Below are 12,335 nucleotides of genomic sequence, written 5' to 3'. Positions count from 1 at the left end.
CCGGCCATGACGGCGTGGAGAAAAGCAAAAGGGCGGCAGGTTGCCCTGCCGCCCTCGCGAAGTCGTTTCGGGAAGAAGCTTACTTCAGATTGCTCATCGCCGTCAGGTCGAACGAGAGCTTGGCCACGCCGGCCGCGCTGCACCAGTTGGAGCCGAAGCCGCCCGGGTTGATGGGGGTGAAGCTTCCGGTGAACTTCGCGGTGTGATCGCTGGTCAAGGCGTTGCAGTCGCCCTTGTTCAGGTCGGTGTCGTGATAACGCAGATCGAGCGTGAACACCTTGTAGGTGAAGCCGACGCCGACGTTCCAGGTGTTATAGCTCGGCTCCTTGATGCCGTTCGCATAAACCGGATCGCCCGCGATGCCGTAGAAGATGTCGGAAGTGCCGAACCACTGCCGGCCGAACTCACCCGACACGTACATGCCGACGCCGCTGGCACCGAAGATTGTGCTCGGGGCGGTCCACTTGGCCGTGATCGAGGCGTAATTGCCCCAGGCGCCGAGGTTCAGGAAGTTCGGCGAGTAGTACTCGTTGAAGCCGACCGTCCACTGGTCGTTGATGACGACGTTCAGCTTGGCGTAGGCTTCGAAGAAGCTGGCGTCCTTCTTGGCGAAGTTGCCGTTGATCGGAAGGCCGATTGCCCCCTGCGAGTAATCGATGTCGCCGCCACAATTGCCCTGAGCCAATGTGTACTGCGAGCCGAAGCATTGTCCGCCCGGATAGAGATAGCCCCAGAGACCGAAGTCGAAGGCGAACATGCCGAAGGTCGGGCGGATACCGCCGTAGAAATCGACTTCCGCCGCAGCGCGGTTCGGGAAGGAGATGCTCGAGGCCGACGTACCGACGTAGAGCTGCAAGTCCTTGGTGACGTTGTAGCGAGGCTCGAAATAGGCCGTGACGGCCGGCTTATGGTTCGACTGGGTGATGCCGCGGAAGACGTAATCGCTCATGATGCCGCCGCCGAAGGCGATATCCCAAGGATCGAACGCCGGGGGCGGCGGGGCCTTCAATGCCTTCACGCGCAGATCTGCCGCGAACGCCGAACCCGTCGTCACCATTGCCAGCGCCGTTGCCAACAAAGCCACTTTTTTCATTTCGATCCCCATCTACCCGTTCTTACTTAGCAGTCGCCCCCGGAAGCCCCCCGGGGCATGCGGCCTACCTGCAAAATTGCGTCACTGCGGCAATTTGGATCGATGGACAGGAACCGTGAAGCAAAAAGCACGGGCATCTGCCGACTTTTTAGGCGTTTTGACGAATTCACGAAAGGTTGTCAGGCTGTGTGGCTTCTCGATCACATTATTTGCATTCCAAGGTGCAGTGCAGACCCGTGTAAACCCGGGGATCGCCAGGCGGCGTGACACCTTCGCTACGAATCAGGGTGGGCCCGGAGCGCCTTTGCCAGGGCGGCTTTCCGCGATGCAAAAAGGCCGCAGCACCGGGGTGCCGCGGCCTTCTCGTTACAATCCCAAGTAACAATCCCGAGTAACAGTCCCGAGTGACAGTCCCGAGTGACAGTCCCGAGTGACAGTCCGAAGGCGATGAGAGACCGCCTTCCTACCCCTGCCCCTCGGCCGGCGCCGCTTCCGCAGAAGACGAAGGCATCGCCCAGCTTGTCTCGGCGGGCGCGGGAGTCTCCGCCGGTGCCGACGGCTTCGGAGCAGGCGCTGCCTTCGCCTTCTTCGGTGCCGCCTTCTTCGCGGCCTTCTTCGGAGCAGCCTTCTTGGCCGCCGACTTCTTTGCGGTCGTCTTGGCAGCCTTCTTCGGGGCGGCCTTCTTGGCAGATTTCTTGGCAGACTTCTTGGCGGTCTTCTTGGCCGCCTTCTTCTTCGTCGCCTTCTTCGCGGACTTCTTCGCCGCTACGGCCTTCTTGGCCTTTTTGGCCTTCTTGCTTTTCTTCTTCTTCGCTTTCGCCATCGTGGTCCTCCTGTTGCCGCCGAACAATGCTTGATCGGGCGTCTTCAGTCGTCACCTCGGGAGGACAGTTCGGGCTCCTGAAAGCTCAAACCTGCGCGTTCAGTGCCGGCCGCGCCCCGCCCGTCGCCCAATCGAGAAGCTCAATCGTGTGTACGACCGGAACTGACGTGCCACTGGCAATCTGCACCATGCAGCCGATATTGCCCGCGGCAATCATGTCCGGCTTGACGCTCGCGATGTTGGCGACCTTGCGATCACGCAACCGACCCGCAAGCTCGGGCTGGAGAATGTTGTAGGTCCCCGCCGAACCGCAACACAAATGGCTCTCGGGCACATCTTTCACCACGAATCCATTCTTGGAAAGCAATTCTTTCGGAAGCCCTGTGATTTTCTGTCCATGCTGCAACGAACACGCGGAGTGATAGGCGACGACGATGTCGTCCGCTCGCGCCGCGGTCGCAAGCTCGAGGCCGGCGACGTATTCGGTGATGTCCTTGGCGAGCGCCGAGACCCTCGCAGCATCGGCCGCGCACGCTGTGTCCTCGCGCAGGAGATAGCCGTAATCCTTGATCACCGTGCCGCAGCCGGAGGTCGTCACCAGGATGGCATCGAGCCCCTCGCCGGCCATTTCCTTCCTCCACGCCGCGACGTTGGCGCGAGCCCGCGCCAGCGCATCCTGGTCGTTGCCGAGGTGATGGGTCAGCGCGCCACAGCACTGCTCGTCCCTGACAAGGACGACCTCGATGCCGTGGCGGGTCAGGAGACTGATGGCGGCCTGGTTGATGCGCGGCGCCAGCACCTGCTGGGCGCAGCCCTGGAGCAGTGCCACACGGCCGCGCTTCTTGCCCAGCGCCGCGAACACGCTGCCGGCGGCGGGCCCTGCGGGCGGCAGCCGGTCCGGCGCCAGCGCCAGCATCGCCTTGATGCGCTGGATCAAGCCCGGCGTCGCCGCAGGCCGGGGTGTCGGCAGCAAGACGCCGAGCGGACGGGCGAGCCGCGCCAGCCACATACTGACGCGAAAGCGCTGCGGGTCCGGCAGGACGAAGGCCAGCACCTGGCGCAGCAGCCGCTCGGTCAGCGGCCGCCGATAGCGCTGCTCGATTTGCACCCGGGCCTGGTCGACCAGGTGCATGTAGTTCACGCCCGAGGGGCAGGTCGTCATGCAGGCAAGGCACGACAGGCAACGGTCGATATGCTTGACCACGTCGGCGGTCGGCGCCTGGTCCTTCTCCAGCATCTCCTTGATCAGATAGATGCGGCCGCGCGGGCTATCGAGCTCGTCGCCGAGCAGCACATAGGTCGGGCAGGTTGCGGTGCAGAAGCCGCAATGGACGCAGGCGCGCAGGATCTTGTCGGCTTCCGCGATATCGGGGTCGGCGAGCTGCGCGAGTGAGAATTCGGTCTTCATCAGCCAGCGCTCCGCGTGAGCCGCCCCCGGTTGAGAATGATCTTCGGATCGAAGCTGGCGCGCACCCGCTCGCTCAGCGCGGCAATCCCCGGCGCCTGCGGATGGAACACGTCGACCTCGCGCCTGACATCATCAGTCGCCCGGATCAGCGTGGCATGCCCGCCGGCCGCGTTCGCGTGCGCACGCACCGCCGGGGCATGCGCGTCCGGCTTCGGCGGGAGCGCCGCCCAGATCAGGCCGCCGCCCCAATCGTAGATCACATCGCCCCCCGTCTCGCGCGCCAGCTGCGTGCCCAGCGCCGCGCCCGAGGCCGGCGGGCAGACGATCCGCCAGACCGGCCAGGCGCCGAGCGCGCCGCTCGCCGCGAACGGCAGCACGTCGCGGATCGCGCTCCACAGGGCCGCGGATGCCACGTCCTCGATCAGCGTCGCGGTTCCAAACGGCGCCAGCAATTGGCGCAGCGAGCCGGCGCGGTGCGCAGCGGACGCGGTGATGCCCTCGAGCCGCAGCACGGTCAGCGCCTCGGCCTCGCCTTGGCCCGCAATGTCGCCCAGCCCCTCGGTCCCGGCCCGGAGTGCGGATTTCGGCAGATGCGCGGCGGCGGAGACGTCGAAGGGCGAGCCCAGCGCCGCAGTCATGGCCTTGTTGGCGGCGGCATCATCTAACCCGCGCAGCAACAGCGTCCGCTCGGCCTCGGGCTTGGGCATCACCTTGAGCGTGACCTCGGTCATCACCGACAGCGTGCCCCAGGACCCCGCCAGCAGCTTGCAGAGGTCGTAGCCGGTGACGTTCTTCACCACCTTGCCGCCGGTCTTGAAGCTGTCGCCGAAACCCGAGACGGCATGCGCGCCGAGCAGGTGGTCGCGCGCTCCGCCCGCCCGGATCCGCCGCGGCCCGGCGAGCCCTGCCGCGATCATGCCGCCGATGGTGCCTGTTGCCGTCGTGCCGAGCAGCGGGGCGGTGTTTACAGGCTCGAAGGCGAATTGCTGGTTCTTGGCGTCGATCAGCGCCAGCACGTCGGCCAGCGGCGCGCCGGCCTGGAGCGTGATGATGAGCTCGTTCGGCTCGTAGGCGGTGACGGCATTGAGTGCGGAGACGTCGAGCACGGCGTTGGTCGCCATGGCGTGGCCGATGCCGCGCTTACCGCCATGGCCGATGATCTCGAGCGGCTGCTCGCTCGCGATCGCCGCGCGCACCACCTCTTCGACGTCTTTAGCGTCTCTGACCTTGAGCGTATCCACGGGAAAAGGCGGTAGCGAAATTCGCGCAGGAAATCAATTCGACCCGCGACGGAACGTCGGGCCGTTCGGCGACATTCGCACTACGATCTTCATCGAACCATTGTCGCCCAGAGCTGCGCTATCGAATGGAGCATTCTCAGGGAGCTCCATCATGACCGAACAGGCAATGAATCAACAGACCGGCCACCCGGCCATCGGCGGCGGACTTCTCGTCGTGGCGCAATGGGAAGCAAAGGCCGAAGAGGTCGACCGGGTTGCTGAAATCCTGCGCGGCTTCCTCCCTCAGGCGCAGCGCGAGCCAGGCGTCAAGCTGTTCCTGATCTCGCGCGCCAAGGACAATCCGGCCCAGTTCCTCTTCTACGAGTTGTTCCGCGACGAAGCCGCCTTCAGGGCCCACCAGGAGAGCGCGCATTTCAAGAGCTACATCGCGGAACAGGCGCTGCCGCTGCTCGCCAGGCGCGAACGCGCGCAATACACCTTGCTGTGAATGATCTGCTTCCTTCTTGCAAGACAGGGCTATCGACTATGACTCGCAGTGCAAGCTGGGGCTGATCAAGCCCCGGCCTTGCACGTGATCCCGCCGTCGACAACGAGCTCGATGCCCGTCACGTATTTCGACTCGTCCGAGGCCAGGAACAGCGCGGCGTTGGCGACGTCGAATGCATCGCCCATATGGCCCATCGGCACCTGCGCGTCGCGCGCGCGCCACATCGCCTCGACATCGCCCTTGGCGTAGCTGGCGGCGAGGCCGGCGGAGTGCTCGACCATCGGCGTCTTCATCAGGCCGGGCAGGATCGCGTTGACCCGGACGTGATGGCGCGCGAACTCGATCGCTGTGGTGCGCGTCATCTGGTTCATCGCCGCTTTCGAGGCGCCGTAGGTGACGTAGGAGATGCCCATGTGGCGGATCGAGGCGATCGAGGAGATGTTGATGATCGAGCCTCCGCCCTGCTTCACCATGACGGGAACGACGTGCTTCATGGCGAGATAGGCGCTCTTGAGGTTGACGCTGAAGACGCGGTCCCAGCTTTCTTCGCTCACCTCGACGACACTGCCCATCTCGGCGATGCCGACATTGTTGTCGAGCACGTCGATGCGGCCATAGGCCTTGAGGCACGCCGCGACCATCGCCTCGATCTCGGCAGGCCGCGACACGTCGGCCGTGAACGCAATCGCCTTGCCGCCCTCGCCGCTGATGATCCTGGCGGTCTCCTCGGCCGCGGCACCGTTGCGATCGACGCAGAACACCTGCGCGCCCTCGCGCGCAAAGGTCACCGCGGTCGCCTTGCCGTTACCCCAGCCTGGACCGATCGAGCCGGCCCCCACCACCATCGCAACCTTGCCCTTGAGCCGATCCATCGCGTGTCTCCCGTGTTGTTGTTCTTGTAGCCCGGATGGAGCGCAGCGCAATCCGGGGCAGTGGTCCCGGATTACGCTTCCGCTCCATCCGGGCTACGGTTCTTTGCAGACGCTCAACGTGGTGACGTTAGCACCAATGGGATGCCCGACAATCTCCGACAATGTCCAGCACGTCCCGTCATGGCACAGCCGCCATTCTCCGGCCGCGCCGGAATTGCCGAGCACCAATTCCGGCATCGGCGCACGCTGCGGCCGCCATTGAAACCAGCCGTCGACCAGCCGCGCCTCGGCCGGCGGCTCCATGCCGGGGCCGGTGCCCTTGACGCGGGCTTGCACCAGCTCGAGGCCTGATGGCGTGAGGCGCCAGTCTTCCTGCCATTCGACCTTCGCGATCGAATGCGTCCAGACAAGCGTGAACGCGGACAGCGTCAGCGCTTTCACGCCGCCCGCTGTCGCAAGACAGAGGCTCACACCGCCTCGACCGGCGCCGGCGGACGCTGCCGCCATTGCCACAGCACCAGCGCGGCGGCGAGCACGAAGCCCGCAGTATCGCTGAAGGGGAATTCGCCGAGCAGGCAGAACGCGGCGCCGAGCGCGACCAGGCGCTCGATCAGCGTCAGCCGCGTGAACAGGAAGCCGATCGCGGCCATGCCGAACAGGCCGATCGCCACCAGCGCCTTCAAGCTCGCCAGCGCCACCGCGCCGTAGAAGCCGAGCTTGGCCGCCATGGGATCGCCGGCCTGCAGCATCAAGGCCGGCGAATAGACGAAGATGAAGGGAATGACGTAGCCGGCGAGCGCGATGCGCATCGCCTCCCAGCCGATCTTGTCCGGGTTCTCCTTGGCGATCGGCGCCGCCGCAAGCGCGGCGAGCGCCACCGGCGGCGAGAGGTCGGCCATGATGCCGTAATAGAATGCGAACATGTGGCTCGCGATCAAGGGCACGCCGAGCTTGGCCAGCGCGGGAGCTGCGAGCGCGGCGGTGATGATGTAGGTCGGGATGGTCGGAATGCCGGTGCCGAGCAGGATCGACAGCAGCATGGTCATGACCAGCGCCAGGAACAGGCTCTTCTCGCCGAGCCCGATCACCCAGCCGCCGAAAATGGTGCCGACGCCGGTCTGCGACATCATGCCGATGATGACGCCGACGATCGCGCAGGCCATGCCGACGGTGATGGCGGATTTTGCGCTCTCGGCCAGCGCATCGCGGCAGGCGCGCAACGCCGCGAAGCCGCCGCGTACGAAGGCCGTGATCACGATCAGGCCGACCACGACGGTCGCGACCGGCACGATCTGGAGGCCGTCGCGCGACAATGCCGCGACGACGAGCGCGAGCCCGACCCAGAAGATGGTCCGGATCACGTTCGAGGAGGCGCCCGTCGTGATGGCAGTGCCGAGGATCAGCGTCACCGTCAGCGCAAGGCCCATGCTGCCGGCATAGAGCGGTGTAAAACCTTCGAACAGCATGTAGACCAGCGCTGCGAGCGGCAGCACAAGGTACCAGCGCGTCACCAGCGCCTTCCAGGCGCTCGGGATCTCCGAACGCTTCATGCCGACGAGGCCGTGCTTGCCGGCTTCCAGATGCACCATCCAGAACGCGGAGGCGAAATAGAGGATCGCGGGGATCGCGGCGGCCTTGACGATCTCCGAATATTGCACGCCGAGCGTCTCGGCCATGATGAAGGCGACCGCCCCCATCACCGGCGGCATGATCTGGCCGCCCATCGAGGCCGTCGCCTCGACGCCGGCCGCGAAGGCGCGGCGGTAGCCGAACCTGATCATCAAGGGAATCGTGAACTGGCCGACGGTGACGACGTTGGCGACGCCCGAGCCGGAGATGGTCCCCATCATGCCCGAAGCGAACACCGCGACCTTGGCAGGTCCACCGCGGGTGCGGCCGAACAGGCCGAGCGAGACATCGGTGAACAGCTGGATCATGCCGGCGCGCTCCAGGAACGAGCCGAACAGGATGAACAGGAAGATGTAGGTCGCGGAGACGTAGACCGGCACGCCGTAAAAGCCTTCGGTGCCGAACGACAAATGCGTGACGATCTGGTCGAAATCATAGCCGCGATGGTTGAGCGGCGACGGCAGGTACTGACCGAAGAACCAATAGACGAGACACGCACCGCACATCAGCGGCAGCGCCGCGCCCATCAGCCGCCGCGTGCCCTCGAAGATCAGCACCGCGAGTAGGGTGCCGACGGCGAGATCGAGCCTGGTCGGATCCCCGTCGCGCGCGATCAGGTCGGCATAGAAGATCCATTGGTAGAGACCGCAGTAGAAGCCGGCGGCGCCGATCGCCCAGCCCAGCGCACGGCCGAAATTGCTCTTCGCGGTGAAGTTGGCGATCAGGCCGAAGGTGAGCAGGAGCAGGAAGCCGACATGGACGCCGCGCACCACCTGACTCGGCAGATAGTTGAAGGCGGCGACGTAGAGCTGGAAGATCGCGAACGCGATGCCGATCCAGTAGGCGAGCCGGCCCCACCAGCCCGGGCCGAAGCCTTCTGGGAAGCCATGCTCGAAATTGTCGAACTCGACCTTGACCTTGTCGGGCGCGATCTCAGTCCCCTCTGCCTTTTCCAGCATCTCAGCCCATCCCCAATCGTCGAGCGCTTGTAGCATTGGCACGGTATGTCCCGAGCCGTCATGCCCGGGCTTGTCCCGGGCATCCACGAAACTTCCATGCACAGCCGCAGAACGTGGATGGCCGGGACAAGCCCGGCCATGACGTCCGACGACAGGAGCTGATTACTTGATCAGCCCCTTTTCCTTGTAATAGCGGATCGCCCCGGGGTGCAGCGGGACCGGGCTGCCGGTGGCGGCGGTCTCGAGCTTGATCTCCTTGCCGGCCGCGTGCGCAGTGACGAGTTCGGGCAGCGATTCATAGACCAGCTTGGTCATCTGATAGGCGAGATCGTCCGAGACGGCGGAGCTGGTGACCAGATAATTGATCACGGCCGCAGTCGGCACGTCCTTGTCCTGGCCGGTATAGGTGTTGGCCGGAATGGTCGCCGCCACGAAGGGCGGGCCGATCTTGTCGACGGTCTCCTTCGGCACCGACACCACCGTGATCGGGCTCGAGGTCGAGAGGTCCTTCAGCGAGGCGACACCGAGCCCGGCCGATTGCAGCGTGGCGTTGAGCTGCCGGTTCTTCATGAGATCGACGGATTCGGCGAACGGCAGATATTCGACCTTGCCGAGCTCCTTGTAGCTCATGCCGGCAGCGGCCAGGATCGCGCGGGAGTTCAGCTCGGTGCCCGACTTCGGTGCACCGACCGACAGGCTCTTGCCCTTGAGATCGGCGAGCGTCTTGATGCCGCTGTCGGCGGTCGCGACGATCTGGATGTAGTTCGGGTAGATCGCGCCGATGGTGCGCAGCTTGTCGAGCTTGGTCTTGAAGCCCGCCTCCTCCTCGCCCTCCCAGGCGGCTTTCAGCGAGTCGCCCAGCGTGAACGCCAGCTCGCCGCGGCCCTGCTGCAGCAGGATCAGGTTCTCGACCGACGCCTTGGTGGCCTGCACCTGCGTCTTCACGTTCGGAATCTTTTCGCCGTAGATCTTTCCGATCGCGACCCCGAGCGGATAGTAGACGCCGGAGGTGCCGCCGGTCAGCACGTTGATGAAGGATTGCGCCTGGGCGCAAGGTGCCGACGCCGCCAGAGCCAGAGCCGCGGCCGCGCCGAAAATCGTCCGTTTCATGGTTGTTGTTCTCCCCAAACCGGCGGCGAAATTGGCCGGACGAGGGATGCGGGTCAACCCATCCAAAAGGCAAAACAGGACTGCGGCAAAGGGCCGTTCCCGCTGGGTTTTTGGGAACCGGACGGTGCGGCGAGGTGGCGCAGCGGGACTGGAGTCGCGTTAGATTCGAGTCGGAGCGGCTTGCTCGGTCACCTCTCCCGCTTGCGGGAGAGGTCGCGCCAAAGGCGCGGGTGAGGGTTTTCTCCTCTAGGAGATTGTCCCGATGCGGAGACACCTCTCCCCAGCCCTCCCCCGTAGGCGGGGCAGGGAGCGCACCGTCTACGCAGTGGCTATCGAGCGCTCGCTCACTGGAACGTCATGTCCAGGCATTTGGAGATGTCGGAGCCGAGGCCGGAGGAGATGGTGATGCAGCCGCGCACCTTCTGCGCGCCGACGTCGGCGGCCCAGACCGAATAGCCGCCGGGGCCGAAGAACGAATTGGTGTTCGGCGGCTCGGTCTCGGTGGCGTCGAAATCGTACTTGCCGTCGGTCTCGAAAATGCGCGGTTTCTTGGTGCAGCCGCCGTCGGTCTGGACGTTGATGACTTCCTTGTTGTCGCGGGTCAGCGCCAGGGAGACCTGGCAGCGGAAATATTCCGAGGTCCTGGTGTTGAAGAGATAGGTGTAGGACTTGCAGGTCGCCGTGTTCAGCTTGCCCGGGGCAAGGCCGCGGCTGCACGAAATCCGCTGGTTGTGGCTGAGCCGGTAGTCATCGGCTTGGGCGGCCGGCGCCAGCGCCGTGAGCAACAGCGCGGCAGCCGAGCAGGCTTTGACGACAAGGTTCATTCGAATCATCCCCACCAATATTTTTGTCGAGTTGCGTTCTAAACGGAAAGCGGAACATAGTCGCGAGGGGACGGAGGGAAAATCACAAACTGCTGGGCAAGACGTGATGCGCTGCGGCGCTATCGCAAGTTGACCGGGACGCATCGTTCGTGATTTGTTCAATCATGGAATGTCCCGATCTTGGGAGGATGGGATGACGGCATTTTCAATCAAGACATTTGCAATCGCAGCCGCCCTCGGCGCATTGGCAGCGCCCGCATTGGCGCAAACCGCAGCGACGCCCTGGGAGCTGAAGACCGACACCGGCTACGTCTACGACAGGGAGGGCAAGACCTTTTCCTACAAGATGGGGACCAGCAACGCCGGCGAGCTCTTGAAGGGCGCCAAGAAGGTGCCCAAGGGCACGCTGTTCTTCATCGGCCAGAACGGCCAGCTCTACATGCGCACCGGCCCGTATCTGGAGGGTGACGGCAAGTTCAAGTTCGGGCCGGATCAGTAGGGGCCCGCGCTCGCAGGCGACAGAGCGTAGGGTGGGCAAAGGCGCGTTAGTGCCGTGCCCACCATCTCATATCGTCGAATCAACGAATGGTGGGCACGCTTCGCTTTGCCCACCCTACGCCAGCGTCCTAGAACGCCCCTGCCAATTCCCTTGCGCCGGGTTTGCCGCTGTTCACGTCCATGCGCTCGTCGGTCACGGCCAGCAGCTTCGCCACCGTGTTGTGGCGGATCGCGACTGGGTTGCGCTCATAGCCGCCGCGCTGGAAGAAATTCGAGGTCGGCACCCGCTCGCGCATCGCTTGCGGCATCGTCACCATGTCGAGGCCGGTGCCGTCGCCGGTGAGGTTCATCATCTCGAGCTCGGCCGCCGACAGCGGGCGCGAGTGTCCCTTGGCGCGGGCGAAATGCACCGAAGTCAGCAGCTTGTGGGTCTGCAGCATCGGTCCGATGTCAACGTCGAGCACCATCGCATGCATGGCCCAGCCCTGCGGGGTGGCGCCCATCTTCTCGTGCTCCGACCAGGTGTCGGGCACGGACTTGGCGTGGGCCACCATCTTCTTCAGGACAGTGAGCTTGTGCTCGAGCGCATGCCGCGCCGGTCCAGATGTGCGCGTCACCTTCTCGGACAGCGCGCGGATCAGTTCATGGCCCTGCTCGGCGAGCAGCTCGACGCTGTTGGTGGTGAGCAGCTGGTTGTAGCCCATCGCGGTCGAGATCGCGCGCTTGCCGCCATGCTCGATGCCCGCCTGCACGTCGTAACTGCCGGTGCCGCCGGTCTCGAACGAATAGACCCGCACCGCCTGCTCGCGCGTCAGGCCATGGGCCAGAGCGTAGCGCGCATAGGCGCGCTTGAACTCGAGCTCGCTGGACGGGCGTTGCGGCGTGAACTGGTAGAGTTCCTGCGCCGCACGCAGGAAATCGGCGACCACGGGAATCGGTCTTCTCGCGGGGCGATCCGGCGTTTCCTCCGGCTCCGGATTCACCGGCTTCTTCGGCCCGGTATAGAGCGGCGGATGCTCCAGCACGTAATCATCGAGCGTGATCTGCTGCCCATTGCGCCGCTTGGCGTTCCGCGTCTTCCGCTTCTCGGAGATCTGGCTCCAATAGGCGCCGGCCTCGGCATCGAAGGCGGCGCGCGCGGCCTGATATTCCGCGAGCTTGCGGCGATATTCGAGCACGGCCGGCGAAGCCCCCCCGCCTTGTGCGAAAAACTGCGACAGCAGCTGGGCGTTGGCATTTCGAACGGCGGGCGGCAGCGCCTCGGCCTCAGCGCCGCGCGCCGCGGGCGAGATCAGGACGAGCGCGAGCGGAACCAGCGCCAATTTGTTTCGAATCGAATGATGCATGCTGCCTTCTTAGCAGGCATCCGGTAACCGTCGCGTTAACGCGCC

General features: G+C 64.8%; 12 protein-coding genes. 2 read left to right on the top strand and 10 right to left on the bottom strand.

Annotated elements, in window-relative coordinates:
• Positions 1–79: 79 nt before the first annotated feature.
• From I6F12_RS23705 to I6F12_RS23690, 4 genes are all read right to left on the bottom strand, one after another.
• Complete coding sequence (locus tag I6F12_RS23705) at positions 80–1,093, bottom strand: TorF family putative porin (RefSeq protein ID WP_036027050.1); 1,014 nt, start codon at positions 1,091–1,093, stop codon at positions 80–82.
• A 463-nt stretch (positions 1,094–1,556) separates the two neighbouring features.
• A complete protein-coding gene (locus tag I6F12_RS23700; RefSeq protein WP_036039910.1) occupies positions 1,557–1,916 on the bottom strand; it encodes a hypothetical protein in 360 nt (119 codons plus the stop codon).
• 85 nt (positions 1,917–2,001) lie between these two features.
• A complete protein-coding gene (glcF, locus tag I6F12_RS23695) occupies positions 2,002–3,324 on the bottom strand; it encodes a glycolate oxidase subunit GlcF (protein ID WP_225144905.1) in 1,323 nt (440 codons plus the stop codon).
• A complete protein-coding gene (locus I6F12_RS23690) occupies positions 3,324–4,565 on the bottom strand; it encodes an FAD-binding protein (RefSeq protein ID WP_036014306.1) in 1,242 nt (413 codons plus the stop codon). The genes glcF and I6F12_RS23690 overlap by 1 nt, the downstream gene beginning before the upstream one ends.
• A gap of 151 nt (positions 4,566–4,716) precedes the next feature.
• On the opposite strand from I6F12_RS23690, the gene I6F12_RS23685 reads away from it, so the two are divergent.
• Entirely contained in the window at positions 4,717–5,052 is a 336-nt protein-coding gene (locus I6F12_RS23685) for an antibiotic biosynthesis monooxygenase family protein (RefSeq protein WP_225147332.1), read from the top strand.
• Between the two features lie 65 nt (positions 5,053–5,117).
• Here the strand turns inward: I6F12_RS23685 and I6F12_RS23680 are convergent, their stop codons facing one another.
• The 5 genes from I6F12_RS23680 to I6F12_RS23660 all read right to left on the bottom strand — a co-directional run bounded on the left by I6F12_RS23680 (position 5,118) and on the right by I6F12_RS23660 (position 10,446).
• Positions 5,118–5,924: a glucose 1-dehydrogenase gene (locus I6F12_RS23680; protein ID WP_225157330.1), complete on the bottom strand. Its 807-nt coding sequence runs from the start codon at positions 5,922–5,924 to the stop codon at positions 5,118–5,120.
• Positions 5,925–6,017: 93 nt separating this feature from the next.
• Complete coding sequence (locus tag I6F12_RS23675) at positions 6,018–6,431, bottom strand: DUF1850 domain-containing protein (RefSeq protein WP_225151903.1); 414 nt, start codon at positions 6,429–6,431, stop codon at positions 6,018–6,020.
• Positions 6,392–8,512, bottom strand: a complete 2,121-nt coding sequence (locus tag I6F12_RS23670) for a TRAP transporter permease (protein WP_036039900.1) — start codon at positions 8,510–8,512, stop codon at positions 6,392–6,394. The genes I6F12_RS23675 and I6F12_RS23670 overlap by 40 nt, the downstream gene beginning before the upstream one ends.
• Positions 8,513–8,674: 162 nt before the next feature.
• On the bottom strand, positions 8,675–9,622 hold the full coding sequence (locus I6F12_RS23665) for a TAXI family TRAP transporter solute-binding subunit (protein WP_036027036.1): 948 nt from the start codon (positions 9,620–9,622) through the stop codon (positions 8,675–8,677).
• 344 nt (positions 9,623–9,966) lie between these two features.
• Positions 9,967–10,446, bottom strand: a complete 480-nt coding sequence (locus I6F12_RS23660) for a hypothetical protein (RefSeq protein WP_036014322.1) — start codon at positions 10,444–10,446, stop codon at positions 9,967–9,969.
• Positions 10,447–10,639: 193 nt separating this feature from the next.
• On the opposite strand from I6F12_RS23660, the gene I6F12_RS23655 reads away from it, so the two are divergent.
• Positions 10,640–10,945: a hypothetical protein gene (locus I6F12_RS23655; RefSeq protein WP_225157329.1), complete on the top strand. Its 306-nt coding sequence runs from the start codon at positions 10,640–10,642 to the stop codon at positions 10,943–10,945.
• 127 nt (positions 10,946–11,072) lie between these two features.
• On the opposite strand, the gene I6F12_RS23650 is transcribed toward I6F12_RS23655, so the two are convergent.
• Positions 11,073–12,290 (bottom strand): hypothetical protein, encoded by a 1,218-nt coding sequence (locus I6F12_RS23650; protein ID WP_225157328.1) that lies wholly within the window; start codon positions 12,288–12,290, stop codon positions 11,073–11,075.
• Positions 12,291–12,335 lie beyond the last annotated feature (45 nt).

Origin of the sequence: Bradyrhizobium sp. IC4059 (genome assembly GCF_020193615.1) — a bacterium.
Lineage (GTDB): Bacteria > Pseudomonadota > Alphaproteobacteria > Rhizobiales > Xanthobacteraceae > Bradyrhizobium > Bradyrhizobium yuanmingense.
The sequence above is the reverse complement of the archived record's forward strand: the minus strand, read 5'-3'. Positions and strand labels throughout refer to the sequence as shown.

What these genes read in the sequence shown, in the direction of transcription:
- I6F12_RS23705 (WP_036027050.1), bottom strand. Translation starts at nt 1,093, where the DNA reads ATGAAAAAAGTGGCTTTGTTGGCAACGGCGCTGGCAATGGTGACGACG.
- I6F12_RS23660 (WP_036014322.1), bottom strand. Translation starts at nt 10,446, where the DNA reads ATGAACCTTGTCGTCAAAGCCTGCTCGGCTGCCGCGCTGTTGCTCACG.
- I6F12_RS23680 (WP_225157330.1), bottom strand. Translation starts at nt 5,924, where the DNA reads ATGGATCGGCTCAAGGGCAAGGTTGCGATGGTGGTGGGGGCCGGCTCG.
- I6F12_RS23700 (WP_036039910.1), bottom strand. Translation starts at nt 1,916, where the DNA reads ATGGCGAAAGCGAAGAAGAAGAAAAGCAAGAAGGCCAAAAAGGCCAAG.
- I6F12_RS23675 (WP_225151903.1), bottom strand. Translation starts at nt 6,431, where the DNA reads ATGGCGGCAGCGTCCGCCGGCGCCGGTCGAGGCGGTGTGAGCCTCTGT.
- I6F12_RS23685 (WP_225147332.1), top strand. Translation starts at nt 4,717, where the DNA reads ATGACCGAACAGGCAATGAATCAACAGACCGGCCACCCGGCCATCGGC.
- glcF (WP_225144905.1), bottom strand. Translation starts at nt 3,324, where the DNA reads ATGAAGACCGAATTCTCACTCGCGCAGCTCGCCGACCCCGATATCGCG.
- I6F12_RS23665 (WP_036027036.1), bottom strand. Translation starts at nt 9,622, where the DNA reads ATGAAACGGACGATTTTCGGCGCGGCCGCGGCTCTGGCTCTGGCGGCG.
- I6F12_RS23650 (WP_225157328.1), bottom strand. Translation starts at nt 12,290, where the DNA reads ATGCATCATTCGATTCGAAACAAATTGGCGCTGGTTCCGCTCGCGCTC.
- I6F12_RS23655 (WP_225157329.1), top strand. Translation starts at nt 10,640, where the DNA reads ATGACGGCATTTTCAATCAAGACATTTGCAATCGCAGCCGCCCTCGGC.
- I6F12_RS23670 (WP_036039900.1), bottom strand. Translation starts at nt 8,512, where the DNA reads ATGCTGGAAAAGGCAGAGGGGACTGAGATCGCGCCCGACAAGGTCAAG.